23 protein-coding genes are annotated in these 25,931 nt (G+C 56.0%); 6 read left to right on the top strand and 17 right to left on the bottom strand.

Annotation, left to right across the window (positions count from 1 at the left end):
• Positions 1-21: 21 nt before the first annotated feature.
• Genes rimK through AC0T7J_RS08825 form a run of 3 tightly spaced genes read right to left on the bottom strand, consistent with a single transcriptional unit; the run spans position 22 to position 1,935 of the window.
• Positions 22-924 carry a 30S ribosomal protein S6--L-glutamate ligase gene (gene rimK, locus AC0T7J_RS08835; protein ID WP_473793542.1) on the bottom strand — a complete coding sequence of 301 codons (903 nt, stop codon included), beginning with the start codon at positions 922-924 and terminating at the stop codon, positions 22-24.
• Positions 925-944: 20 nt separating this feature from the next.
• Positions 945-1,667, bottom strand: a complete 723-nt coding sequence (nfsA, locus tag AC0T7J_RS08830; protein WP_473793540.1) for an oxygen-insensitive NADPH nitroreductase — start codon at positions 1,665-1,667, stop codon at positions 945-947.
• A gap of 16 nt (positions 1,668-1,683) precedes the next feature.
• Positions 1,684-1,935: a DUF1418 family protein gene (locus tag AC0T7J_RS08825; RefSeq protein ID WP_473793538.1), complete on the bottom strand. Its 252-nt coding sequence runs from the start codon at positions 1,933-1,935 to the stop codon at positions 1,684-1,686.
• 254 nt (positions 1,936-2,189) lie between these two features.
• Here AC0T7J_RS08825 and AC0T7J_RS08820 point away from each other — a divergent pair, with 254 nt between their 5' ends.
• Complete coding sequence (locus AC0T7J_RS08820; protein ID WP_010254413.1) at positions 2,190-2,453, top strand: GrxA family glutaredoxin; 264 nt, start codon at positions 2,190-2,192, stop codon at positions 2,451-2,453.
• Positions 2,454-2,541: 88 nt separating this feature from the next.
• On the opposite strand, the gene ybjM is transcribed toward AC0T7J_RS08820, so the two are convergent.
• On the bottom strand, positions 2,542-2,907 hold the full coding sequence (ybjM, locus tag AC0T7J_RS08815; protein ID WP_473793537.1) for an inner membrane protein YbjM: 366 nt from the start codon (positions 2,905-2,907) through the stop codon (positions 2,542-2,544).
• Positions 2,908-3,165: 258 nt separating this feature from the next.
• Between ybjM and AC0T7J_RS08810 the strand changes: the two genes are divergently transcribed.
• Both AC0T7J_RS08810 and ybjG read left to right on the top strand, forming a co-directional pair.
• The gene (locus AC0T7J_RS08810) at positions 3,166-4,854 is read left to right on the top strand and encodes an aspartate:alanine antiporter (protein WP_031593167.1); all 1,689 of its coding nucleotides are present in this window, start codon (positions 3,166-3,168) and stop codon (positions 4,852-4,854) included.
• 404 nt (positions 4,855-5,258) lie between these two features.
• Positions 5,259-5,864 carry an undecaprenyl-diphosphate phosphatase gene (gene ybjG / locus AC0T7J_RS08805; protein ID WP_473793536.1) on the top strand — a complete coding sequence of 202 codons (606 nt, stop codon included), beginning with the start codon at positions 5,259-5,261 and terminating at the stop codon, positions 5,862-5,864.
• Between the two features lie 222 nt (positions 5,865-6,086).
• Here the strand turns inward: ybjG and AC0T7J_RS08800 are convergent, their stop codons facing one another.
• Positions 6,087-7,289: a serine hydrolase gene (locus tag AC0T7J_RS08800; protein WP_473793534.1), complete on the bottom strand. Its 1,203-nt coding sequence runs from the start codon at positions 7,287-7,289 to the stop codon at positions 6,087-6,089.
• 272 nt (positions 7,290-7,561) lie between these two features.
• Here AC0T7J_RS08800 and AC0T7J_RS08795 point away from each other — a divergent pair, with 272 nt between their 5' ends.
• Positions 7,562-8,218 carry an HAD family hydrolase gene (locus AC0T7J_RS08795; protein ID WP_473793532.1) on the top strand — a complete coding sequence of 219 codons (657 nt, stop codon included), beginning with the start codon at positions 7,562-7,564 and terminating at the stop codon, positions 8,216-8,218.
• Between the two features lie 145 nt (positions 8,219-8,363).
• Here the strand turns inward: AC0T7J_RS08795 and AC0T7J_RS08790 are convergent, their stop codons facing one another.
• The 9 genes from AC0T7J_RS08790 to AC0T7J_RS08750 form a co-directional block, all read right to left on the bottom strand.
• Complete coding sequence (locus tag AC0T7J_RS08790; protein WP_473793530.1) at positions 8,364-9,500, bottom strand: PQQ-dependent sugar dehydrogenase; 1,137 nt, start codon at positions 9,498-9,500, stop codon at positions 8,364-8,366.
• A gap of 112 nt (positions 9,501-9,612) precedes the next feature.
• Positions 9,613-10,272 carry a DUF3313 domain-containing protein gene (locus tag AC0T7J_RS08785; protein ID WP_473793969.1) on the bottom strand — a complete coding sequence of 220 codons (660 nt, stop codon included), beginning with the start codon at positions 10,270-10,272 and terminating at the stop codon, positions 9,613-9,615.
• 141 nt (positions 10,273-10,413) lie between these two features.
• Entirely contained in the window at positions 10,414-11,049 is a 636-nt protein-coding gene (locus tag AC0T7J_RS08780; RefSeq protein ID WP_010254395.1) for a carbonic anhydrase, read from the bottom strand.
• 504 nt (positions 11,050-11,553) lie between these two features.
• Positions 11,554-12,003, bottom strand: a complete 450-nt coding sequence (locus AC0T7J_RS08775; RefSeq protein ID WP_031593172.1) for a DUF4385 domain-containing protein — start codon at positions 12,001-12,003, stop codon at positions 11,554-11,556.
• The gene (gene gsiD / locus AC0T7J_RS08770; RefSeq protein ID WP_031593173.1) at positions 12,000-12,905 is read right to left on the bottom strand and encodes a glutathione ABC transporter permease GsiD; all 906 of its coding nucleotides are present in this window, start codon (positions 12,903-12,905) and stop codon (positions 12,000-12,002) included. Before gsiD ends, AC0T7J_RS08775 begins: the two co-directional genes overlap by 4 nt.
• Positions 12,902-13,831 carry a glutathione ABC transporter permease GsiC gene (gene gsiC, locus AC0T7J_RS08765; RefSeq protein ID WP_052270855.1) on the bottom strand — a complete coding sequence of 310 codons (930 nt, stop codon included), beginning with the start codon at positions 13,829-13,831 and terminating at the stop codon, positions 12,902-12,904. The genes gsiD and gsiC overlap by 4 nt, the downstream gene beginning before the upstream one ends.
• 46 nt (positions 13,832-13,877) lie before the next feature.
• Positions 13,878-15,413, bottom strand: a complete 1,536-nt coding sequence (gsiB, locus tag AC0T7J_RS08760) for a glutathione ABC transporter substrate-binding protein GsiB (protein ID WP_473793527.1) — start codon at positions 15,411-15,413, stop codon at positions 13,878-13,880.
• Between the two features lie 54 nt (positions 15,414-15,467).
• On the bottom strand, positions 15,468-17,324 hold the full coding sequence (locus tag AC0T7J_RS08755) for a dipeptide ABC transporter ATP-binding protein (RefSeq protein WP_473793525.1): 1,857 nt from the start codon (positions 17,322-17,324) through the stop codon (positions 15,468-15,470).
• Between the two features lie 9 nt (positions 17,325-17,333).
• Positions 17,334-18,293, bottom strand: a complete 960-nt coding sequence (locus tag AC0T7J_RS08750) for an isoaspartyl peptidase/L-asparaginase family protein (RefSeq protein WP_473793523.1) — start codon at positions 18,291-18,293, stop codon at positions 17,334-17,336.
• Between the two features lie 256 nt (positions 18,294-18,549).
• Here AC0T7J_RS08750 and moeA point away from each other — a divergent pair, with 256 nt between their 5' ends.
• Together moeA and moeB are read left to right on the top strand one after the other, a co-directional pair.
• On the top strand, positions 18,550-19,785 hold the full coding sequence (gene moeA / locus AC0T7J_RS08745; RefSeq protein ID WP_473793521.1) for a molybdopterin molybdotransferase MoeA: 1,236 nt from the start codon (positions 18,550-18,552) through the stop codon (positions 19,783-19,785).
• The gene (gene moeB, locus AC0T7J_RS08740; protein ID WP_473793519.1) at positions 19,786-20,544 is read left to right on the top strand and encodes a molybdopterin-synthase adenylyltransferase MoeB; all 759 of its coding nucleotides are present in this window, start codon (positions 19,786-19,788) and stop codon (positions 20,542-20,544) included.
• A gap of 821 nt (positions 20,545-21,365) precedes the next feature.
• Here the strand turns inward: moeB and AC0T7J_RS08735 are convergent.
• The 3 genes from AC0T7J_RS08735 to AC0T7J_RS08725 form a co-directional block, all read right to left on the bottom strand.
• Positions 21,366-22,958, bottom strand: coding sequence for an ABC-F family ATPase (locus AC0T7J_RS08735; protein WP_010254366.1), 1,593 nt, complete (start codon positions 22,956-22,958; stop codon positions 21,366-21,368).
• Positions 22,959-23,136: 178 nt separating this feature from the next.
• Positions 23,137-23,538: an H-NS family histone-like protein gene (locus AC0T7J_RS08730; protein WP_003850507.1), complete on the bottom strand. Its 402-nt coding sequence runs from the start codon at positions 23,536-23,538 to the stop codon at positions 23,137-23,139.
• A gap of 863 nt (positions 23,539-24,401) precedes the next feature.
• Positions 24,402-25,931, bottom strand: coding sequence for an efflux transporter outer membrane subunit (locus AC0T7J_RS08725; protein WP_473793516.1), 1,530 nt, complete (start codon positions 25,929-25,931; stop codon positions 24,402-24,404).

Raw genomic sequence — 25,931 nt, 5'->3', positions numbered from 1 at the left:
AAAACCGCTGAAAAGCGCGTGTCAGCCAGCGGTTTTAGGACGGAGCCCGGGGATGGCCTGCTGCTCAATCCGCGCAATCATCAGGGCGGCGATGTTAAGGTCACTGCTGGTTTCAATGCCTTCAAGACCGGGCGAGGCGTTAACTTCCATCACCAGCGGGCCGCGATGGGCGCGCAGAATATCGACGCCCGCCACTTCGAGCCCGAGTGTGGCCGCCGCTTTCACGGCGATCTGCCGTTCCTGTGGCGTAATGACGACCGGATAAGCTTTGCCGCCGCGATGCAGATTAGAGCGAAAGTCGCCCTCTTTCGCTACCCGCTCAATCGCTGCCACCACCTGATTGCCAATCACCAGACAACGAACATCACGACCCTGCGCTTCTTTAATAAACTCCTGCACCAGGATATGGGCATTCAGGCCGCGAAAGGCATCGATAACGCTTTCCGCCGCCTGCCGCGTTTCCGCCAGCACCACGCCAATGCCCTGGGTACCCTCCACCAGCTTGACCACCAGCGGCGCACCGCCGACAAGGGCGATCAGATCAGCGGTGTCATCGGGTGAGGAGGCAAAGCCGGTGACTGGCATATCGATGCCTTCCCGTGCCAGCAGCTGCAGCGAGCGCAATTTGTCACGGGTGCGGGTAATGGCGGCAGACTCATTCAGCGGATAGCTGCCACACATCTCAAACTGTCGCAGCACGGCCGTGCCATAAAAGGTGATAGGGTTGCCGATACGCGGGATAACCGCATCGAAATGGCCCAGCGGTTCACCACAGTAGTGAACCGCCGGTGAGGCGGGATTAATATTCATATAGCAGGAGAGCGGATCGATGATTTGTACCTCGTGGCCGCGCGCGGCGGCCTCCTCACGCAGTCGCCAGCTGGAGTAGAGCGTCTCATCACGTGACAGGATAGCTATCTTCATCGCTGCTCTCCCTTGCTGATTTAACGCGTGGCCCAGCCCTGCTGATGCAGATAATCGAGCATAAACGGACGCGTCTCTTTAATGATCAGGCGCTGGATCAGTTCACTCCAGGTTTCGCTGCGCTGGTTGCTGTCGCGCTGCTGATAATAGAGCTCTGTGCGGCTATCGTATTCGGACAGTACCGCCGGATCCAGCGGCTGATAGCGGTTCTCATGCACCAGCATCGCGTGCGGCATACGCGGTTTGACGTCCGGCTTTGACTCCGGATGACCCAGGCAAAAACCAAACAGCGGCAGGACAAATTTCGGCAGGCCCAGCAGTTCGGTCACTTCCGCGATACTGTTACGGATTCCGCCGATAAAGACGCCGCCCAGATCCAGCGATTCCGCTGCGACCATAGCATTCTGACCCATCAGCGCGGTATCGACGCAGCCCAGCAGCAACTGCTCGGCACGACCCAGCTGCGCATCAGGGCAAATCTGCAGATGGCGATTAAAGTCAGCGCAGAAGATCCAGAACTCAGGCGCATCCGCGACCCAGGTCTGTCCGCCCGTCAGCGTCACCAGCTTGTCGCGCAGCGCTTTGTCGGTGATACGGATAATGGAAGAACACTGTAAAAAACTGGATGTGGACGCCGATTGCGCCGCAGTAATAATCGCTTCACGCTGTGCTTCGCTGACCGGCTGGTCAGTAAAGGCGCGGATTGAACGGTGGCTGCACAGTAAATCAATGGTCGGTGTCATAAAGTCTCCAGCAATATTATCTTTTTTTGTCTATCTGATTGAACAGCTGTGGTGCTATCGCTTTCGCGGTGCGCCACATTAACAGCCAGGCAGCAGGCAGCATCAGAATCACGCCAGCGATGAACAGCACAGTCGCCAGCGTTTTTACATCCGCCAGGAATGGCAGCGTAAGCCAGTGGTTGATCAGCAGCAGCGCGCCCAGGATTAACAGGCCGCCAGCCGCCTCCAGCACCACCACAAACCGGGGTAATCTGGCCACACTCTGCATAAGATCCTCCTGCCTTAGTGGCTGACTGAGCGTCAATTATGGTCAACAACCCAAAAATTGCGCGGGATACATGGGCTGCCGGCGCGAAAAGCCTCTGATTCAGAGGCTTCCTGACCGGGCGGCAATAGCGTGCGGGCATCAGACTAACAGGCAAATCCTGCTTTCCTTAAGCGATACGAGCGGGCATCATGGTCGCCATTCTCTGTTTCATTGTGTGATACACATCACATAATAGTCGCTGCAAGGAGTTCTCAATGATTGCTGTTATTTTTGGTCGTCCGGGCTGTCCCTACTGTGTGCGTGCCCATGAACTGGCCGACAAACTGACCGCTGAGCGTGATGATTTTAGCTACCAGTATGTCGATATTAACGCAGAAGGCATTACTAAAGCCGACCTGGAAGCGAGCGCCGGTAAACCGGTCAGCACCGTGCCACAGATTTTCGTCGACGAAAAACATATCGGTGGCTACACCGAGTTTGCGGCCTGGACCAAAGAGAATCTGGGATTTGCCGCGTAATTACAGATAGCCGGAATGAAAAAGGCGAGCCAGGATTTACCTGTCTCGCCTTTTTGCGCTCTGCCTGATACCCGTCACCCGGCACGGTTTAATTGAGTGACGCCATCACAATCTGCATCAACCGCACCAGCAAGGCACCGCAACCCGCCCAGAACAGCGCGCTGAGGCTCCATGCACCGACGAAGAGTGCGCTGCTGTGGATAAACAGGCTGTTATTCAGCAGCAATGCTGCCAGTAACGTTCCCCATAGCCCCATCAACAGGGTGCTTTTTAACGGGCTTTCCACCTGCACCAATGCCATCACAATACCGGGCAACATAAAGAGCAGTAATTCGGGCTGACCGCGAAGCGGGCCGGGACCGACCTGCCAGAAATGACAGGTAAACACAAATACCAGACTATATAACACCACGCCGCACAGGCGGGTAGTCCAGAGATAAGAACGCTGCGGCATACCACCCCACTGATTAAAAGTAACCCCGACAATAACCTGCTGATAACCCTGATGCGTTCAGATGGAAATAAAAAGAAACAGTTCGCTGTGGCAACGAATGAAAACAGCCAATGGCTGTGAAAGATATTTGTGATTAGAATAGCGCCGCGATAAAGGTTCCATTTGCAGTGTTGATACAACAGTTCCTCAACGGCCTGCTCACGATAGCGAAAAACAGGCTACTCTTCAATAGGTTACATGTAAACAAGAAGTTAAACAGTGAATATTAACGTCGCAGGATTGTTAAGCGGAAATGACATTTTGTTATTGTTTGTCGTTTTAGCGCTCGGCCTCTGTCTGGGTAAGTTGCGCCTGGGCTCGGTTCAGCTGGGAAATTCGATTGGCGTATTAGTGGTTTCGCTCTTATTAGGCCAGCAGCACTTTACGATCAATACCGATGCATTGAGTCTGGGATTTATGCTGTTTATTTTTTGTGTCGGCGTCGAAGCCGGTCCCAACTTTTTTTCTATTTTCTTTCGCGACGGCAAAAACTATTTCATGCTCGCCATCGTCATGGTGGTCAGCGCGCTGCTGCTTGCGCTGGGGCTGGGCAAACTCTTTGGCTGGGATATCGGTCTTACCGCTGGCATGCTGGCCGGATCGATGACCTCAACGCCGGTGCTGGTCGGGGCGGGCGATACCCTGCGGCAAAGCATCAGCGATCCGAAGCAGCTTGGACTGATGCAGGATCAGCTGAGCCTCGGTTATGCCGTGACCTATCTGATCGGCCTGGTCAGTCTGATTTTCGGCGCACGTTATCTGCCCCGTCTGCAACATCAGGATCTGCCCACCTGCGCCCAGCAGATCGCCCGGGAACGCGGTCTGGATGCCGACAGCCAGCGCAAAGTCTTCCTGCCGGTGATCCGTGCCTATCGCGTCGGTCCGGAACTGGTGGCGTGGAGTGGCGGCAAAAACCTGCGTGAGCTGGGTATCTATCGCCAGACCGGTTGCTATATTGAGCGCATCCGCCGCAACGGTATTCTCGCCAGTCCAGACGGTGATGCGGTGTTGCAGCTCGGTGATGATATCTCGCTGGTGGGCTATCCCGACGCACACGCCCGGCTCGATCCCAGCTTCCGCAACGGCAAAGAGGTATTTGACCGCGACCTGCTGGATATGCGCATCGTGACCGAAGAGATTGTGGTGAAGAATCATAACGCGGTGAACAAACGCCTCAGCAAGTTAAACCTTACCGATCACGGCTGCTTCCTGAACCGGGTGATACGCAGTCAGATAGAGATGCCGATCGATGACAGTATCATGCTGAACAAAGGTGATGTGCTGCAGGTCAGCGGCGAGGCACGACGGGTCAAAAGCGTGGCGGATCGCATTGGCTTTATCGCGATTCACAGTCAGATGACCGATCTCTTAGCCTTCTGCGCCTTCTTTATCGTCGGTCTGATGATTGGTCTGATCACCTTCCAGTTCAGCAATTTCAGTTTTGGTATTGGTAACGCCGCGGGTCTGTTGTTCGCCGGTATCATGCTCGGCTTCCTGCGCGCCAACCACCCGACCTTTGGTTATATTCCACAGGGCGCGCTCACCATGGTGAAAGAGTTCGGGCTGATGGTGTTTATGGCGGGTGTGGGGTTGAGTGCCGGCAGCGGCATTAATCACGGCCTGAGCAGCGACGGTGCGATGATGTTGCTGTGCGGCCTGCTGGTGAGCCTGATTCCGGTGATCATCTGCTATCTGTTTGGTGCTTATGTGTTGCGGATGAACCGCGCCCTGCTGTTTGGCGCCATCATGGGGGCGCGTACCTGCGCACCGGCCATGGAGATCATCAGTGATACGGCACGCAGTAATATTCCGGCGCTGGGCTATGCCGGGACCTATGCCATCGCCAACGTGTTGCTGACGCTGGCGGGAACGCTGATTGTGATTATCTGGCCGATATTGCCCCTATAAAATTTTTTTGCCTGCGTCCAGAACTTTATTGTTAAGGGATAGTCATAATAAGTGCCACTGCTTTTCTTTGAAATCCCCAAATTGTGGAGCCCGCTGGTCTTTTTCCCGGCGGGTTTTTTTATGCCCTTTTTTCGCCCTTGCCCGTCATTCTGCACCAGATTCGCAACTGCAGGTGTCATAAAACTTAAACAGTTACACAACTCAACGGCAGATTAAGAGCCTTTCTATAGACGAACAAAGCGGTAAAAAGCAGGATAGACCGCTGTTTAGTTAGCAATTTGTGCTGACTGATTGGGTTAGCGTGCTGTCGCTGACCGTTTTTTTTGCCGCTGTTATCGGGCCGGGCTGGCGGGAGGCTGCCAGCTGCCGTTAACCGGACTGTCTGCTGAGGAATTTATCCCGAAATGGAAGAGCTGAACCATTCACTGTTTACTGCCATTAATGCCACACCGGCTTCACCCGCCTGGTTACTGCAGCTGGCGACGTTTTTTGCCAAAGATCTGATCGCCATCGTGCCGCTGTTAATCGTGGCGATGTGGCTCTGGGGGCCGCGCGATCAGGTTTCTTCGCAGCGGGTGCTGGTACTGAAAACCGGCATGGCGCTGATCTATGCGCTGGCGATCTCCTGGACTGTGGGCCAGCTGTTGCCGCATCCCCGCCCTTTCGCTATCGGTTTTGGTTATCAGTTCCTTCATCACGCCGCCGATGACTCCTATCCCAGCGATCACGGCACCACGATATTCACCTTTGCACTGGCCTTTATCTTCTGGCATCGCCTCTGGTCAGGTGTGGTTCTGATGGTGGCCGGTTGCGCTATTGCCTGGTCGCGGATCTACCTTGGCGTTCACTGGCCGATGGATATGCTGGGCGGGTTCCTGGTGGGGCTGCTGAGCTGTCTGGCTTCGCATCTGGCGTGGCAGTTCTATGGCGAGCGGATGCTGGCGGTAATCAATCCACTCTATCGGTCGCTGTTTGCCGTGCCGATTCGCAAAGGCTGGACGCAGGATTAAGAAAGGGACGCGTTAGCGTCCCCAGCACTATGGCAAACCCGGATTTACCGCAGCGAATAAGCTTAAAGCGCAGGGAAGAGGGTCAGAGGAGGAAAGCGTCCCGCGCCAGGGACGGCGCGGGCCGAGCATGTCATGGATGACGGATTTTGCGTCTTTCCGATCTGACCCTGTTCCCTGTGCAGGCTCGGGCTCAACGCAGTACGAGCCTGCGTCCCTGCTTACTTATGAAAACCACTTTCCGAACCAGCCATTGAATTTCATCATCACGAAATCAATCATCCGGCTGAAGAACCCGCCTTCCGGCACATCCTGCATCACCACCAGCGGCCGCTGTTCAATGGTTTTCCCATCCAGCTGGAAATCGATGGTACCGACCACCTGATTCTTCTTCAGCGGGGCTTCCAGCTGCGGCGTAGTGAGTTTAAAACTCGCCTTCAGGTTTTTCATCTGCCCTTTCGGGATGGTCAGCGCGGCATCTTTCGCCACGCCCAGGTTCACCTGACTCTTATCACCGAACCAGACCCGCTGCTGCGCAAACGGCGCATCCGCTTTAATCGGCGTGACCGTTTCAAAGAAACGGAAGCCCCATGTCAGCAGCTTTTCACTTTCGCGGAAACGAATCGCATCGCTGGCGGTGCCCAGCACCACCGAGATCAGACGCATATCCCCTTCGGTTGCTGAAGCGACCAGATTATTCCCCGCGCCCGAGGTGTGGCCGGTTTTAACACCATCGACCTTGAGGTTGGTGCTCCACAACAGGCGGTTGCGGTTGATCTGCCGAATATTGTTGAAGGTGAACTCTTTCTCTTTATTCAGCGCGTACTCTTCGGGCACGTCGCGGATCAGCGCCTGAGCAATCAACGCCATGTCACGCGCGGTGCTGTACTGCCCTTCTGCATCCAGGCCATGCACCGTCATAAAGTGGGTGTTCTGCAGCCCCAGCGCCTTCACATAGTTGTTCATCAGGCCGATAAATGAATCCTGACTGCCCGCCACATAATCCGCCAGCGCAATACAGGCGTCATTGCCGGACTGAATCACGATTCCCTTATTCAGCTCATGCACCGGAATACGATCGCCCGGCTTGAGGAACATCAGCGACGAGCCGCGCAGCTTAGGATTGCCGGTCGCCCAGGCATCCTGTCCGACGGTAACCAGGTCATCCGGTTTGATTTTGCCCGCTTTAATCGCCTGACCGACGACGTAGCTGGTCATCATTTTGGTCAGACTGGCAGGATCAAGGCGCTGATCGGCACTGGATTCAGTTAACACTTTACCGCTGGCGTAGTCGATCAGAATCCACGCTTTAGCATCAATGCCTGGCGCGGCGGGAGCCTGCTCAGCAAAAACGCTGACGGGGGCAAGAATCAGTAATGAAGTGGCAGCAAGGTGCCGCAGGCGAGATGTGAAGCGAGTGTTTGTCATGGGCTTGGCCGGATTGTCCTTGTTAAATCGAAATTCCAGGGGCAGAAAATTCTCACTCAAACGCTAACCCTTGACGGCAGCGAAAAAAACCGTCGAATCGTAAAGTTTTTTAGAGTTTAGTAGAGTAACCCTGGCATAAGTGCCGCGCGCGTGCCGCTTTTCCCCGGTTCTGTCGCTATCAAAACTGCGTGAAATTCCGATTTTTCGCAGAAGAGTTAAGCCCGTCACAAATATCAGTTAACCTGAACGCCAGTCAGCCGAGGAGACCGACCATGGACTTAGCCCTTTTTGATCTGGATGAAACACTCATTTGTGAAGACAGCACCAGCCTGTGGCTGCGCTGGCTGGTATCACAGGGATTCGCCCCCAGTGAACTGATTGATCAGGAACAGGCATTAATGAGCCAGTACTATGCCGGTACGCTGTCGATTGAAGAGTATATGAATAAAACGCTCTCCCCTCTGGCGGGCATGGCCACGCTTACCGTTGAAGGCTGGGTGCGCCGCTTCATTCACCGCGACATCATGCCACGCGTTTATCCTGCGGCCCGCGAGCGGATTGAGTGGCACCGGTCGCGTGGCGACAAGGTCATGATCATCTCCGCCAGCGGCGAGCATCTGGTGGTGCCGATTGCAGAGAAGCTGGGCGCCTGCGGCGCGCTGGCGATTGGCGTTGAAATCGTGGACGCGCGCTACAGCGGCAACACTTACGGCACCATGACCTATAAAGAGGGTAAAGTCACCCGACTGGGTGACTGGAAAGCGTTGCAGCAGGACGAGACCTTTGACCGCACCTGGGCCTACAGCGATTCGATGAACGACCTGCCGCTACTGGAACAGGCCGATCATGCCCATGTCATCAACCCTGACGAACAGCTGCACCAGGAAGCATTAAACCGCGGCTGGCAGGTTTATCACTGGGCGCGCTGACGCAGAGCCTGGTCCATCAGGGGTAATTGTTGCTGGCAGCCTGGACACGGCAGTGCGGAAGAACCAGAACATACACGTAGTCCGTGAGGCGTGTGAGCAATGCCCAGGCCCAGACTGACCAATAAAATAGCCCGGGAACAGGCTCTTAACCGCGGGACGCGCCAGCGTCCTGCGCTAATCCCACTTTCAGCAGCTTGCCATTGGCCTCATCGGTCAGCACATAGAGCCAGCCATCCGGCCCCTGCCGCACATCGCGAATGCGCGCCTTCTGATCGTCCAGCAGTCGTTGCTCTTCCACCACTTTCTCGCCGTTGATACTCAGACGAATCAGGTTTTTCTCTTTCAGAGCGCCGATAAACAGGGAGTTTTTCCACTGCGGAAAACGGGCGCTATTGTAGAACGCCATGCCGCTGATGGCCGGAGAATCCTTCCAGTGATAAAGCGGCGGTTCGGTACCCGCAACCTGTGTGCCCTGTGACTCCGGCACTTTGTCACCGCTATAGTCAATGCCGTAGGTTGCCAGCGGCCAGCCGTAATTCTTGCCCCGCTCCATGATATTCACTTCATCGCCGCCGCGCGGGCCATGTTCGTTTTCCCATATCTTGCCGGTCCAGGGGTTAAGCGCCAGCCCCTGCGGATTACGCAAACCATAGGCCCAGATCTCTGGCCGTGCGCCGCGCTGTTTCGCAAACGGGTTATCGTCCGGCACGCTGCCATCGGCGTTGAGCCGCAGCAGTTTGCCCTGCAGCTTATCAAGGTCCTGCGCAGCGCTGCTGGCAAAGTTATCGCCGAAGGCGATCCAGAGATAGCCCTGGGTATCAAACGCCAGCCGGGTACCGATATTGTTGCCGCTGGAGAGCATCGGCGTCTGCCGAATCACCTCGCGGAAATTGCTGAGTTGCCGGTTATCCTTGCTCAGCGTGCCAACGCCGACCACCGCGCCCGCTTTGCCACTGCTGTTCGCTTCGGTATAGCTAAGCCAGACGCGACGACTGGTGGCAAAATCGGGTGCCAGCACCACATCCAGCAGGCCACTCTGCCGTTCTGCCCAGACCTTTGGCACCCCCTGGATCGGCTGCGAAAGGCCCTTCTCCGGGCTCCAGCTACGCAGTTGTCCGCTACGTTCGGTAATCAGCAGCGTTTTGTTGTCGGGCAGGAAGGCGACGGACCATGGATGTTGTAACTTATCCTGTAATACCTCGACCTTTACGTCGGCGGCAAACAGCGGCGAGGCGCAGAACAGTGCTCCACTTAGCAACAAGGCAGTTGAGAAACGGGCCATAACGATCTCCTGACGGGATAGAATGCCCTTAAGCGTAGTCAGCCCCTCTGCAATGATGTTGAGGATTTACAAAAGATTAATCAGGGCGACGGCGCTCTGTCGCCCGTCAGCGTCAGGGCGCGTTAAAACTGACCGTGTCACGCACCATCGTATCGATACCAGGCTTCAGCTCGTCAAAGGTGATCGGCGTATTGCTGTTGCTGACCGTTTTGCCAAAGGCTTTGCGAACCACCCGGATCAGCGGTTTGCCCGTCACCGCATCGCTGGCCTCTATCTCCAGAAACAGTTCGCTGTTCTGAGTACGATGCCCTGACGCCGCCATGGTGCTGGCAACGACCGCGGCAACCGGTACCACTTCATAAAACTGCACGCCCTGGTTTTCTGCTGACACGGCGGTAATGGCGGCCCTTACCTTCAGGGTATGCGGCGTAGCCTGATTCACCAGAGGCAGACGGGTGGCTATCGCGCCTTTTAGCTGGATATCTGTGTAACTGAGCACCTGATCCAGCGTTTGCTGAGTGACGCGTGGCGTGGGATGCGCAGTCGGGTAGTAGACCAGCGGCGTATAGAGTACATCTTTATAATGGCTGCTTTGATAATCGGGTGAAATCCAGCGCAGAGTGGGTTCACCACTGGCTGACGCGGTCGGTTGCAACTGGTTGTAATCGCTAAGAAAACCCGAATATTGCTGCTTATCAGCGACATGAGAGGTACAACCACTGAGCAGCAGTGCAGAAACCGCCAGAAGAGCAGCAACGGGAGTTTTACGCATCATCAACTCGCTTGTATCAGGAAGGTTTAAGCAAGGATAGATAAGTCACAGGGGAAATGCATAATAACAGAGGCGGTTTTACGCTGTTATGCAGAATGAGTAGAAGGAAAACCCGCTGCAGAGCACAGCGGGCGAAAAAGATTACTCAAAGCAGGTATCAGGATTCTCAGACAGGGTGATGAACTGTTTGCCACCCTGGGTCAGCGCCATAATGGTGCCGCTTTCGATATCGTAAACCCAGCCGTGCAGACGCAGCTTACCGTTACGCAGTGCAACGGACACGGAAGGATGGGTTTTCATGTTGTTCAGCTGGGCGATGACGTTCTCTTTGACCATCTCGTTCAGCTTCTTCTCTGGCGAGTCATACTCACGCTGCTCAACCACCGCTTTTGCCGCATCGGCATAGCGCAGCCAGTGTTCAACCGCAGGCATGGTATCCATGCAGGCGCAGGAGGCGATGGCGTTCATGGCTCCACAGTTAGAGTGACCACAGATGATGATGTCGGAGACGCCCAGCGCGACTACCGCATATTCGATAGTGGCGGAGACACCGCCTGGCTCCGGGCCGAATGAGGGAACGATGTTGCCCGCATTGCGGATAACGAACAGCTCTCCTGGCTCCTGCTGCGTCACCAGTTCAGGCACCAGACGGCTATCTGAACAGGAGATGAACAGCGCTTTCGGATTTTGATTTGATGCCAGGCTTTTGAAAAGATCCTTCCTTTCAGGAAACACATTCTGCTGGAAATTCAGAAATCCGTTGATGATCTCTTTCATTATTTAGCTCTCACATTATCCATTTCATTACCTGAGGGGCATAGCCCCCTCAGTGGGGTTTGCCCGTTTATTATTAATGAAAACAAGTGAATATCAACCTGCGTTTTACCGGATGCGCTAAACAGCGGCCACTGTCAGCGTTTCGCTTGTCCACCCGTCAGAGGCTCAGCAGCCAATTTCTTTTTATAGCACGGGAAGTTATTGGAAAAAGCACGGTCTGAACCGCCCGTTTTTTTTGCCTGTACCCTGGATCGGCTTTTACGCGTTTTTTCACTACTTTACGCCCCGGCTCGCCAGCAGAATAGGTTTCTCATCTGCTGCTGCCTGACCTTATCAGGGCAAACCTGGCGGGCGATTGCGTTTTATGGCGTGAGCGAAACGGCAGCACGGGCGCTGCGCCAGAGCCTTTGCAGGCAATAAACGGGGATAAGATTGAGCAGGACGGGTTCATTAAAACCACCCCGGCAGCAGGGGGTAGCGGCTGCCGGGAGATCAGGGTAACGCTTAGCCATACTGCTGCTGATGCGCTTTTTTACGTCGCAGATAGTCCTCATCTGCACGAAGTTTGTCCCAGTAGCCTTTGAAAACAGCCGCCGCTGCGGCTTTTTCCTCGTTGACGCCGCGCGGCAGCTCCTTGCCATCCGCGTCATATTTACGTCCGCCCTTGTGGTTGCTGTAACGGCGCGCACGGGTATATCCCATCTGAATAAATTTGCGCGCCATATCCATGCCGACAAAATCGTCTTTGCGCCGATAATCCTCAAACAGCGCCATGATTTTCTCAGCCGACTCTTCAGCAATGGGAACGGTACGAAAACGCCAGTGTGGCAGTATTTCGCCTTTATAAGGCTCGACCATCAGCACGCCCTGCTCACCACGCCCGACCTGATAAAGCTCGGGGTGCTGGCGGAAGTCGATAGTGCTGAAGTCCTGATCATAATCGAAAGGTTTCATCTCTTTAGTTTAGGATCAAGTGCGTCGCGCAGCCCGTCTCCGAGTAAATTAAATGCCAGAACGGTAAGGAAGATGGCCAGGCTGGGGAAAATCGCCACGTGAGGCGCGATAACCATGTCGGCCCGCGCCTCATTCAGCATCGCACCCCACTCCGGCGTAGGCGGTTGCGCCCCCAGCCCCAGAAACGACAGGCTGGCCGCGGTAATGATTGAGGTTCCGACCCGCATGGTAAAATAGACCACAATCGGCGATACCGTGCCGGGCAGGATATGCCGCATCAGGATAGTCCAGTCAGAAGCGCCGATGCTGCGTGCCGACTCAATATAGGTCTGATGCTTCAGCACCAGCGTATTGCCGCGAACCAGCCGGGCAAACGCCGGGATACTGAAGATAGCGACCGCCACAATCACATTACTCATGCCGCTGCCCATAATCGCCACCACCGCAATCGCCAGCAGAATGCCGGGAAAGGCAAACAGCACATCGCAGATACGCATGGTGATGCGGTCCCACCAGCCTTCGTAATAGCCCGCTAACAGCCCAAAGAATGTGCCGATCAGCGCGCCGATCACTACCGAAAAGAAACCCGCAATCAGGGAAATACGCGTGCCGACCAGCACCCGACTGAAAATATCACGCCCAAGCGAATCGACGCCAAACAGATGCATCAGCGAGGGGCCTTCGTTGAGCCGGTCATAATCGAAATAGTTCTCTGCGTCGAATGGCGCAATCCATGGTGCGATAACCGCCAGCACAATCAGTACCAGCACAAACAGCCCGGCCAGCAGCGCCACCGGCTGCCCTCTGAAACGCCGCCAGAATTCACGCCACGGCGTTCGCACCCGATTCTCCGCAATCAGCGGCATTGTTTTCAGTGCCGCTTCGCGTCGCCAGTTTTTCATCGCGACTCCTTAAAGCGAATAGCGGGATTGATCACCGCATAGAGCATGTCGACAAACAGGTTGATCAGAATAAACTCCAGTGAAAACAGCAAAACTTCCGCCTGAATAACCGGGTAGTCGCGCATCGCCACGGAATCGACCAGCAGACGCCCCAGGCCTGGCCAGTTAAATACCACCTCGACCACGATCGATCCGCCCAGCAGGAAACCAAACTGCAGCCCCATCATCGTCACCACCGGGATCATGGCGTTGCGCAGGCCATGCTTCACCACCACCAGCGACTCGCGCACTCCTTTGGCCCGGGCGGTCCGCATATAATCTTCCTGCATCACCTCCACGAACGAGGCGCGGGTAAAGCGCGCCATCACCGCCGCTACCGCCGCGCCCAGAGTAATGGAGGGCAAAATGTAATGTTTCCAGCTCTCTGCACCGACGGTTGGCAGCCATCCCAGCTCTACCGAGAAGACCTGCATCAGCAGCATGCCCAGCGCAAAGGCGGGAAACGAAATGCCCGACACCGCCAGCGTCATCCCCAGCCGATCAGGCCAGCGATTGCGCCAGACAGCGGAAACGATACCGATGGACATGCCAAAAATCACTGCCCAGATCATGCTGACCAGCGTCAGCCACAGGGTTGGCATAAAGCGTGAGGCGATCTCCTCCGCTACCGGCCGCTTCGAGACCATCGACTGGCCGAAATCGCCCTGCAGCGCATTCAGCATAAAGTGCCAGAACTGCTGCGGCAGCGGCAGATCGAGTCCCAGCTCCTGACGCACCAGCGCCACCACCGAGGCATCGGCTTCCGGCCCGGCGATCAGACGTGCCGGGTCGCCCGGCAGCAGGTGAACAAACAGGAACACCAGCACCGCCACAATCAGCAGCGTAGGGATCAGCCCAAAAAGTCTTTTGAGAAAATAGTTAAACATGCAACATCCTGCAGCTGCGGCCAGCCTCACGGGCTGGCCGACTCCGTTACTTCAGAGTGGCCTCATCGAAATTGAATGAGGTATCGGGCATCACATAAAAACCGCTGAGGTTTTTGCTGTTGGCTGAAACCAGCTGCTCAACCACCAGTGGGATCCACGGATGATCCTGCCAGATGGTATCCTGCGCATCTTTGTAGAGACGCGCTTTCTCGGCACGGTCAGTGGTTTTCAGCGCATCAGCCAGATCTTTATCGACCTTAGGATTGCTGTAAAACGCGGTATTGAAGATCGCCGGTGGCCAGGCCGTAGTCGCAAACAGTGGTGTCAGTGCCCAGTCCGCTTCGCCGGTTGAGGCGGACCAGCCGGTGTAGAACATGCGCACGCCGCTCTCTTTCTGGCCTTTGCCTTCGACTTCAGCGGCACGCTGACCCGCATCCATCGCCGTAACTTTAACTTTCACGCCAACCTGCGCCAGCTGCTGCTGGGTGAACTGCAACACTTTCTGCGCGGTGCTGTGGTTGTGTGACGACCAGAGCGTGGTTTCAAAACCGTTCGGGTAACCCGCCTCTTTCAGCAGGGCTTTCGCTTTGGCCGGATCGTAGCTGATGGCCGGATAGGTCTGAGCGAAGTCGATGGTGGGCGGCACGATGCCGGTAGCAGGCGTGGCGTAACCGGAGAACGCCACTTTCGCCAGCGCCTGACGGTTGATGGCATACTCCAGCGCTTCACGCACCTTCGGATTGTCGAACGGCTTCTGAGTGACGTTGAGGCTGATGTAACGTTGCATAATCGATGGCGTGGTTACCACAGCAAGCTTGCTGTTCTTCTCCAGCCGTTTTGCCTGCTCATAGGGCACCGGGAAAGCAAAGTTCGCTTCGCCGGTCTGCAACATCGCCGCGCGGGTGTTGTTGTCCACCACTGGTCGCCAGGTAATGCTGTCCAGCTTCGGATAGCCCGGCTTCCAGTAGCCGTCCCACTTCTTAACCTTCACAAAATCGGTCTGGTTCCAGGTTTCAAACACAAACGGGCCGGTTCCCACCGGATGGAAACCGATCTCTTTGCCATATTTTTTCAGCGCGGTGGGCGAAATCATCGCCGCCGCCGGATGGGCCAGAATGTTGATAAAGGCGGAGAACGGCTCTTTCAGCGTTACTTTTACCGTAGTCGGATCCACCACGTCGGTTCTGGCGATATGTTTAAACAGGTTGTAGCGCTTGAGATGGTTATCCGGGTTGCTGGCGCGATCAAGGTTGACCTTTACCGCTTCCGCATTGAAGTCAGTGCCATCCTGGAATTTAACTCCGGAACGCAGCTTGATGGTGTAGGTCAGGCCGTCGGCGCTGGCCTGATAGCTCTCAGCCAGCACGTTGGTGAGCTTCATCTCTTTATCAAAACCAAACAGGCCCTGATAGAAGGATTTCGCGACCGCCTGCGACAGCGTGTCGTTGGCATCATAAGGATCGAGGGTGGTGAAGTTGGACGCGACGGCAATCACCGCATCCTGTGCTGCCCAGGCGGGCAATGCCATTGCGCTGCTTAACACGCCAGCCGCCAGTAACCCTTTACGCATCGTAATCTGCATCTTTTTCTCCTGTAATCCCTGTCGGGTTGGTCGCCGGGGCGACATCGTCACTGTTCAGGTCGCGCTGATAACATGGCGGGCGACGAAGTGGCCCGGAGCCACCTCCGTCAGCGGCGCCACTTCAGGTTCATCCCCTAACGCATGAATCGGGCTGGGGATCTCATCGACCAGTAAGGCTCGTTCGCGACGCCGGTGAGCCGGATCGGCTACCGGCACCGCCGCCATGAGTTTTCGGGTGTAAGGGTGCTGAGGCTGCTCAAACACCGCCTGACGCGGCCCCATCTCGACAATCTGACCGAGATACATCACCGCCACGCGGTGGCTGATACGCTCCACCACTGCCATATCGTGAGAAATAAACAGGAAGGCGATGCCAAACTCGCGCTGCAGGTCGAGCATCAGATTAATAATTTGCGCCTGAATTGACACATCCAGCGCCGAGACGGACTCATCGGCGATCACCACTTTGGGATTCAGCGCCAGCGCGCGGGCTATACAGATGCGCTGACGCTGGCCGCCGGAAAATTCATGGGGATAGCGCTGAGCATGTTCCGGCAGCAGACCCACTTTATCCAGCAGCCAGGCGACGCGCTGCTCTGCCTCGCGACGCGGCATCGCCTTGTGGACCAGCAGCGGCTCCATAATGGAGAAGCCAACCGTCAGCCGGGGATCGAGCGAGGCGTAGGGATCCTGAAAGATAAACTGAATGTCGCGTCGCAGATGGGCCAGCGCGGCACCTGACAAATGATCTATCCGCTGCCCGTCAAAGGTCAGGGTGCCACCCTGACTGGCAACCAGCTTCAGCAGCGAGCGCCCGGTGGTCGATTTACCACAGCCAGACTCCCCCACCAGCGCCAGTGTCTCACCGGCATAGAGATCAAAACTGACTTTTTCGACGGCATGCACCCGGCTTTTGACGCGGTTCAGCAGGCCGCCGCGAATATCAAAGCGGGTGACCAGATCGCGCACCTGTAAAATGGGTGGCTGCAGGCGGCGAACCGTATCCTGCGGCACGTCATCAACGGCATCGCTGTGCAGCAACGGAAATTTGGCTGGCAGGGGCTGGCCGTGCATCGAACCGAGCTTTGGCACCGCCGCCAGCAGCGCCTGGGTATAGGGCTGCTGCGGGGCGCTGAACAGCCTGGCTACCGGGGCATTTTCTACGACTTCGCCGCGATACATCACCTGAACCCGATCGGCCATTTCGGCAACCACGCCCATATCGTGAGTGATAAAAATCACGCCCATCTGCATCTCTTTTTGCAGCACGCGGATAAGCTGCAGAATCTGCGCCTGAATGGTGACGTCCAGCGCGGTGGTCGGCTCATCGGCAATCAGCAGGGCCGGTTTGCAGCAGAGCGCCATCGCGATCATCACGCGCTGACGCATCCCGCCCGACAGCTGATGCGGAAAGCGGGATAACACCTTTTGCGCATCAGGAATTCGTACCAGATCCAGCATCCGGCGCGCTTCGGCCAGCGCACCGGCATGGCTCAGCCCCTGATGCAGACGGATGGATTCCGCAATCTGCTCGCCCACGGAGAAAACCGGATTCAGCGAGGTCATCGGCTCCTGAAAGATCATCGCCATATCCGCACCGCGCACCCGGCGCATCTGACCTTTTGAGGCACGCATCAGATCCAGCACCTCGCCGTTGCGACGCCGCAACAGCACCTCGCCGCTGACCCTCCCGCCAGCCTGCTCAATCAGCCGCATCAGCGCCAGCGAGGTCACTGATTTCCCCGAGCCTGACTCCCCCACCAGCGCCAGCGTTTCGCCGCGAAACAGATCGAGTGACAAATGACGCACCGCGTCAGTGACGGTGGTTTCGTGCTGAAAACGCACGTTGAGATCGCGCACCGCCAGTACCTGCTCAGGGGCCAGCGGCGGTAACGTTTGCCTGTCGCTCATCTGTGCTCCTTAACTTTCGCGATAGATAGCGACGTCTGCCACTTCGCCGACCCGCGCCACACCGCGATACATCCCTTCACTGTTGAACGGCAGCGCCACGTTGCCTGCGCGATCGACGGCAATCAGCCCCCCGCTGCCGCCCAGCTCCAGCACGCTATCATGAATGACATTAACCGTGGCCTGCTGCAGTGAGCGCCCGGCGTAGCGCATCTGCGCTGCCACATCGTAGGCCGCCAGCGTCCGCATAAAGACTTCTCCGGTGCCGGTACAGGAGACCGCCACGCTGTCGTTACTGGCGTAACAGCCCGCGCCCGGCAGCGGCGAGTCGCCGACCCGCCCGGCCTGCTTGTTGGTCATACCGCCCGTTGATGTGGCGGCCGCGAGGTTGCTCTCAAGATCCAGCGCGACGGCCCCCACCGTACCAAACTTACGATCCGGGTCGAGCGGGTCGTCGCTGTGCGCCGCCCCATCATGGTCCAGCACCGCTGCATCGCTGTTCAGCGCGCGCTGCAACTGCTCCCAGCGTTCCGGGGTCGAGAAGTAATCAGGCGTGACCGTTTCCAAACCGTGCCCTTCAGCAAACTGCTCTGCGCCCTCGCCGATAAACAGGACATGCTCGCTATGTTCCAGCACGGCACGTGCCGCCAGCACCGGATTACGCACCCGCGTTACGCCCGCGACCGCCCCTGCACCCAGCGTGCGGCCATCCATGATGCAGGCATCGAGTTCATGGGTGCCCTGATGGGTAAATACCGCGCCTTTACCGGCGTTGAACAGCGGGCACTCTTCCAGCAGTCGCACCGCTTCGGTCACCGCATCGAGTGCGCTGCCGCCCTGAGCCAGTATCTGCTGGCCCTGAGTGACAATATCGTGTAGCGCCTGACGATAGCGCTGTTCTTTTTCGGCGCTCATTGCTGAGCGCGTGATAGCGCCTGCGCCTCCATGAATGGCGATCACTGCATTGACCATAACGATCTACCCTGTGGTTGCATCAGGACGAAAAACACTGATTTAAAATGGTTTTCACCCATTTTTGGTGATTTTTGACTATAGAAAGCCTGCTAAGTGTTGTAAAGCGGAAACTGTTCCTGTGGTTATAACCTTTTCTTACCGCCATATTTCACTTTGGCTACAACAACAGACAAGTCAGGTCGACCCCGATGTGACTCAGCGGCTAATTCCCACCATAATAGGCAGCATCTGAGATAACCAGGCTGGAATATCCATGGAAAGTTTTACTGCAGGTTTGATCTCCCTTGAGGAGGCACAACAAAAAATGCTGTCACAGCTGACGCCCGTCACCGACTGTCTTAGCGTGCCGCTGGCCGAAGCGGTCGGGCGTATCACCGCCAAAGCGGTGTCTTCACCGATTGCCGTGCCACCCTTTGATAACTCTGCGATGGATGGCTACGCCGTCAGGCTGGCTGACGCCAGCAGCGGTCAGCCGCTGCGTGTGGCGGGTAAAGCCTTTGCCGGCGCACCGTTTAGCGGGGAATGGCCGCAGGGCAGCGTGATTCGCATCATGACCGGTGCGCCGGTGCCTGCGGGCTGTGAAGCAGTAGTAATGCAGGAGCAGACCGAAACACAGGGTGATGCGATTTTGATCACCGCGCCTGTCCGTCCCGGACAAAACATTCGTCTCATCGGCGATGACATTCAGCCAGGCACCGTGGTGCTGGAAGCGGGTACGCGTCTGGGTGCCGCGGAGCTGCCACTGCTCGCCTCACTGGGTATCGCACAGGTCAGCGTGCTGCGCAAACTGCGTGTCGCTATCTTCTCCACCGGTGATGAACTCCAGCCGGTCGGCGAGCCGCTGGCCGAAGGCCAGATTTACGATACCAACCGCTTTGCGGTATCGCTGATGCTGCATAAGCTGGGTTGCGAAGTCATCGACCTTGGCATCATCAAAGATGACCCGGCCGCACTGCGTGCGGCTTTCACCGAGGCCGATCGGCAGGCGGATGTCGTGATTACCACCGGCGGCGTCTCGGTGGGCGAAGCGGACTTCACCAAAACGATGCTGGAAGAGCTTGGTGCCATCAGCTTCTGGAAGCTGGCGATCAAGCCCGGCAAGCCATTTGCCTTTGGCCGCCTCAACAGCAGCTGGTTCTGCGGCCTGCCAGGTAATCCGGTCTCCGCCGCCGTGACCTTTTATCAGCTCGTCCAGCCGCTGCTTGCCACCCTCACCGGCCAGCAAAAATCGGCATTACCGCCACGTCAGAAAGTGCGCTGCACCTCGCGGCTGAAAAAGTCACCAGGCCGGCTCGACTTCCAGCGTGGCATCCTGCGACAGAACGCACAGGGCGAACTGGAGGTGGAGACCACCGGGATGCAGGGTTCACACGTCTTCAGCTCCTTCGCCCAGGCGAACTGTTTTATTGTGCTGGAACGAGAGCGCGGCAATGTTGAACCGGGCGAATGGGTTGAGGTGGAACCGTTCAACGCCCTGCTGGAGGCGTAAATGCTGCCTGAATTAAGCGATGAGGAGATGCTGCGCTACAACCGGCAGATTGTATTGCGCGGCTTTGATTTCGACGGTCAGGAGCGGCTGAAAGCGAGTCATGCGCTGGTCGTGGGGCTGGGCGGACTCGGCTGCGCGGCTGCGCCCTACCTGGCGGCTAGCGGTGTCGGTAGCCTGACGCTGCTCGACTTCGATACCGTATCGCACTCTAACCTGCAACGGCAGATCCTGCATCACGATGCTGACATTGGCCTCGCCAAAGTGGACTCTGCCGCACAAAGCCTGGCGACCATCAATCCGCACTGCCAGCTGCATGCGGTTAATGGACAGCTGGACGATACCGCGCTGCTGGCGCTGATTGCCCGGCAGCAGGTGGTGCTGGACTGCACCGACAACGTTGCGGTGCGCGAGCAGCTTAACCGGCTCTGTCGTCAGCAGCGGGTGCCATTGGTCTCCGGCGCCGCGATTCGGATGGAAGGTCAGATCAGCGTATTCAGCTGGCAGCCCGGCACACCCTGCTATCGCTGCATCAGCCGCCTGTTTGGGGAACAAACTCTGAGTTGCGTGGAAGCGGGCGTCATGGCTCCACTGGTTGGCGTGATTGGTGCGATGCAGGCGATGGAAGCGATTAAAGTGCTGACGGCATTTGGCACGCCCGCCACCAGCCGGTTGCTGATGTACGATGCGATGAGCGCAGAGTTCCGCAGCATGAAGGTGGCGCAGGATGCGCACTGTGAAGTGTGTGGTGGTAGCGCGTAGAATTGGCAGGAACGCCTGTGCTCCCTGAGCCCGCACCGTGGTGAGGTTTTACCTGCTTAGGGAACACGGTCAGATCGGAAAGTCGCTTAAACCATCCATGGGCGCTCGGCCCGCGCCATCCATGGCGCGGGACGCTTTCCTCCTCTGACCATGTTCCCTGCGCCTTAAGCATATGCGTTGCTGTCAGATAATCCCCGAGCAGGCTTTATCAGAAGACAAAGTGATGGGAGCATACGCCTGTAGAAAAGCATTGCGGGCCACGGATAGCCCGTGCTGATCCCAAAAACCCTACAGCCTCAAAACGGAAAGCCCGCACCGTCCCCCCTTTCAGACAGCTCAGAACTTAAAGCGAAGGGAGCATACGCCTGTAGCAAAGCATCGCGGGCCACGGATGGCCCGCGCTGAGTCGCCATGGATGGCGCTTTTGCGTCTTTGCGGAAGGTGTATGCTCCCTGAAGCCCGTTCTGAACCAACAGACCCAACAGCCTAAAACGTAAAGCCCGCACCGTCACCCCCTCCAGACAGCTCAGAACTTAAAGCGAAGGGAGCATACGCCTGTAGCAGAGCATCGCGGGCCACGGACAAAAACGCCGGGAGCGTTTTTGAACAACGCAAAGCGTTGGCCCGGCTACGGGCGCACCTCAGGGATGAGGTGCGTAATCGCCCGCGCTGAGCCGCCATGGATGGTGCTTTTGCGTCTTTGCGAAAGGCGTATGCTCCCTGAAGCACGTGCTGAACCAACAGACCCTAAAGCCTCAAAAATAATAAAACTAATCATCAGCACCAAAAAAAACGGGGTGGCCTGCGCCACCCCGTTTCAATCAGACGATACCCTGACTCCGCAGGTAATCTTCGTAATTACCGGTGAAGTCCACCACGCGGTCTGCTTTCAGCTCTATCACGCGGGTTGCCAGCGAGCTGACAAATTCACGGTCGTGTGAAACAAACACCAGGGTGCCTTCGTACATCTCCAGCGCCATATTGAGCGATTCGATCGACTCCATATCGAGGTGGTTGGTCGGCTCATCCATAATCAGAATGTTCGGTTTTTCCATCATCAGCTTACCGAACAGCATACGACCCTTCTCTCCACCGGAAAGCACTTTGGCCGGCTTCTTAATATCATCCTGTGAAAACAGCAGACGACCCAGAATACCGCGAATGGTCTGCTCATCATCGCCAGGCTGTTTCCACTGACTCATCCAGTCAAATACCGTCAGGTCATTGGCAAAATCGTCAGCGTGATCCTGAGCGTAATAACCAATACGCGCATTCTCTGACCATTTAACGCTGCCGTTATCTGGCGTCAGCTGACCCACCAGCGATTTCAGCAGTGTTGATTTACCGATACCGTTAGCACCGATCACCGCCAGTTTCTCACCCACTTCCAGCAGCAGATTTAAATTCTTAAACAGCGGGCCGTTATCAAATCCTTTGGTCAAACCTTCCACTTCCAGGGCATTACGGAACAACTTCTTGTCCTGCTCAAAGCGGATAAACGGGTTCTGACGACTGGAGGCTTTCACTTCATCCAGTTTAATTTTATCCATCTGTTTAGCGCGTGATGTCGCCTGACGCGATTTAGAGGCGTTGGCGCTAAAACGACTGACGAACGATTGTAAGTCAGCAATCTGCGCTTTTTTCTTGGCATTATCGGATAACAAACGTTCACGCGCCTGGGTCGCCGCGGTCATATATTCGTCATAATTACCGGAATAAACCCGCAGCTCGCCATAATCCAAATCAGCCATGTGCGTACAGACCATATTAAGGAAGTGACGGTCATGCGAAATGATAATCATGGTGCTGTCACGCTCGTTCAGCACCTGCTCCAGCCAGCGAATAGTATCGATGTCCAGGTTGTTCGTCGGTTCGTCGAGTAACAAAATATCGGGATTAGAAAACAGTGCCTGCGCCAGCAGCACACGTAATTTAAAGCCCGGCGCAATTTCGCTCATCGGGCCATAATGCTGCTCAACCGGAATACCGACGCCGAGTAATAACTCACCGGCACGAGACTCGGCGCTGTAGCCGTCCATCTCACCGTAAAGTGCCTCAAGATCGCCGACTTTATACCCTTCTTCTTCGCTCATTTCTGGCAACGAATAAATACGGTCGCGCTCCTGCTTCACTTCCCATAATTCATGGTGTCCCATGATCACGGTGTCCAGCACGCTGAATTGTTCAAAGGCGAACTGATCCTGACGCAACTTACCAATGCGCTCATTGGGATCGTAAGAGACATTGCCCCCTGAAGGCACCAGATCGCCACCCAAAATCTTCATGAAGGTGGATTTTCCGCTGCCGTTCGCACCGATTAAACCGTAACGATTACCGCCGCCAAACTTAACGGAGATATTTTCGAACAGTGGCTTGCTGCCAAACTGCATGGTGATATTGCTGCTAACTAACACGGCATTGACCTTTGTGAAGAGAATGGATGAAAAAACGGCGGCTATTATGCCAGATGTGACGCAGCGCACGCCAGCGTCAGCCGTGGATTCCTTGCGGGGTGATTGATATCCCGGCAGAAATAAAAAAGCCGGAGGGCCATAATGGCCCCCCGGCTCCCACTTACAAGGATTGTGTTGATCAATCGATCAGGAAGCTGTCCAGGCTTTTACCGGAATCCAGCGCTTTTTTAATCGCTGCCGGGGTACGGCCCTGGCCAGTCCAGGATTTCTGCTCACCATTTTCGTCGGTGTAAGAATATTTAGCCGGACGCGGCGCACGCTTGGTGCGTTTTTTTCCGCTTTCCAGTGCACCTAATAATTCATTAGGGTCGATGCCGTCAGCCAGCAGCATTTCGCGATATTTAGAAAGCTTTTCTTCTTTTTCGCGATTCTGCGTCTCTTCCGCTTCTGCTTCTTCACGGCGCTCAGTAACAACAACGGTTAATTTTTCCAGGATCTCTTCAAGATCGGTCAGTGGCAGTTCACGAGCCTGGGCACGTAATGTGCGAATATTGTTCAGTACCTTAAATGCGTCACTCATCACAATGTCCTTGATTAAGGGGGGTTAATAAAACTGTAGCGCCAAGACTACCTAATTCAAATAAAAAAATAAATTATTTTTACGCTACAGATAATTCCTAAGTATTAATTCAGCTGAAACAGAGCTATTAAAAACGGGCGTGTCTGGCCTTTTATTAACGCTGAATTAACAACAAATCGCACTTTTACTCAGGAGTTGAAAACGATTTCAGGAAGATTATCCCGGCAGAAGGCTGTTAACCCTATCCACTAAATGCGGGCTATGAACATCATTATTTACCATGACGGGCCCGGGATAACAGATTAAAAATGAGCCCGGCTCGCGATCACTGTCACACCAGCTTACAGATTATGCTAAAAAATCCGCCCCGGGCACCGTTAAATAGCGCAAAAGAATTAACGCGCTGGTGGTTTTTTTAATTATGCCCTTTGTCCTCTGTTAACCATTTTTGCCGCTGCAACGTGCAGCAGAGTCGGATTATTCGCAGATCGCTTAGCTGCGCAATAACCATTGTGCCCGGCTCCGCCTGGTGAATAGCCGCGTGTATCGCCACGCGTTCAGCAGTAAGTTGCCTTAAAAAACCGGTGAAGAAATAATTCAGAAAGGTGACGCAGTGCAAAAATCGGAGTATGGGATATGCAGACAGCCTGAAAATAATCGCTAGCCGGTGGCGCTGATAATAACCCTGTGGTTACCGATGTTTTATTTCCTGCTGCCTGAACCTGGCACAGTAACGCTGAGATATCTATTTTTTCAATGGGTTAGATCATGATGAACAACATTGCGAGAAAGACAGTCACTGATTTAACGCTACTGAGGAAGAACTAAGGCGGTCCTGCACGAAGGCAGCGACCGCCGGATAACTAATTAGCCTGCGTGGCCGGACCAAATACCGGATATTGCGGCATCTCAACGTTCTGATATGTTTCCCAGCCGCCGCCCAGCGCTTTATAAAGCGCCACTAAATCGAGTGCGCTCTGCATCCGCGCCTGTGTCGCCTGCTCCTCTGCCTGCGCCAGCTGACGCTGCGCATCCAGCACCTCCAGGAAGGTCGAGAGCCCCTGACGATAACTGTCGCTGGCGAGATCAAAGGCGCGCTGAAGCGCACCGGTTGTCTCATCCAGCGCGGTGACCCGCTGCTGATCGGCGCGATAGCTGACCAGCGCATTCTCCACATCCTGCAACGCCGTCAGCACTGTCTGACGATAATCCAGCGCAGCACTGGCCTGCTGCGCCCGCGCTAACTTCACGCTCGACACCAGCTGTCCGCCCTGGAAAATCGGAATCGATAACGACGGGCCATAACTGTAGAAATGGCTGCTCCAGTTATCCAGATAGCTGACATCGGTGTTGCGCACACCCAGCTGGCCGGTCAGTGACAGGCTCGGGAAAAGTTGCGCGACAGAAACCCCAATCTCAGCGGTTTGTGCATGCAGCGTCGCTTCAGCCTGACGAATATCAGGACGACGGCGTGCCAGCGTGGAAGGAATGCCCACCGGAACAAACTGCGGCAGCGGCGGTAACGCTTTTGGCGTACTGAGTTCAGCATCCAGCGCGCCCGGTGTTTTGCCGAGCAGCACCGCTAACCCATTCATCGCCTGCCGCGCCTGCGACTGATACTGCGGTAGTTGCGCCTGCAGCGTGCTGAGCTGGGCACGGGCATTTTCCACATCGGTCAGTGGGGCCAGGCCATTACGCTGCTGGCTTTGGGTCAGCTCAGTCGTCTGCTGCGCCACCTCAATCTGCTGTTGCAGCGTCTGAATCGTGCTCTGCGCGCCACGCAATTGCAGCCAGGCACGCGCTACTTCGGCCTCCAGTGAGACCAGCGCATCATTGCGCTGTTCTATCGCTGCCTGCTGCTGGGCATTGGCAGCCTCAACCTGACGGCGCACTTTGCCCCACAGGTCCAGCTCCCAGCTGGCATCGAAGCTGCCCTGATAGAGGTTAACCGGCTGCGTCAATCCATTGAGCTGGCTGGCAACGTTGCTGTCGAGCTGATCGGTTGCGCCATTGGATTTCAGCAAGCCTTCCAGCCCAAGCTGCTGACGCGTCACTTTGGCTGAACCGCCCAGGGTGGGGAACAGACTGCCCTGCGCCTGCGTCAGCTGTTCACGTGCCCCGGCAATGCGCAGCACCGTCTGCTGCAGGCTCAGGTTGCCCGCAATCGCCCGCTCAATCAGACTGTCGAGTTGCGGATCATTGAAGCTGCGCCACCAGCGTGAATTAATCGCGGCATTTTGTGGCTTTGACGCCTCCTGCGAATCCAGAGTGTTGTAACCACCCGGCACGGCAGGTTTCGGCACCTGATAGTCAGGTCCGACGGCGCAGCCCGCCAGCCCGAGGGCCAGCAGTAAACTCAGGGGTTTCAGGCGATGAGAGTAAAAAACCTTCAT

Source organism: Pantoea sp. E956-1, assembly GCF_982223955.1.
Note: the sequence above shows the minus strand (reverse complement) of the source record. Positions and strands in the feature narration are given on the sequence as shown.